General features: G+C 62.7%; 1 protein-coding gene. It reads right to left on the minus strand.

From position 1 onward, the window contains the following. The coding region (locus IRT45_RS36460) for an AMP-binding protein (protein ID WP_194810284.1) at window positions 1-365 on the minus strand (365 nt) is incomplete at both ends.

A 365-nucleotide genomic window follows, 5' to 3' on the forward strand; every position in this document is an offset into this window, starting at 1 on the left:
CCGCGGTGAGTGCGGTGATCGCTTGTGCCGAGCGTTGCATCAGCAACCCGACCACGCATCCGGGACCCACACCGTGATCGGTCAGCAGATGTGCCAACCGGTTCGCTGCTTCCGCCAGTTGCCGGTAACTGTATGACCGATCACCGCAGCTCAGCGCTATGACGTTGGGTGTGCGGGCGACTTGTGCGGCGAACAATGCCGGCACGGACATCGCCGTGACCGTGTGCGCATGCAAGACGGCCCGGTTGCTGATCTCGTCCAATCGGGTGTGTTCGGATTCGTCGAGCAGGTCCACCGACGACAACGATCGCGTCGGGTCGGTGGTTATGGCGTTCAGCGTCCGTTCGAGTCGTCGGATGAGTGTG

Source organism: Nocardia sp. BSTN01 (assembly GCF_015354405.1).
GTDB lineage: Bacteria > Actinomycetota > Actinomycetes > Mycobacteriales > Mycobacteriaceae > Nocardia.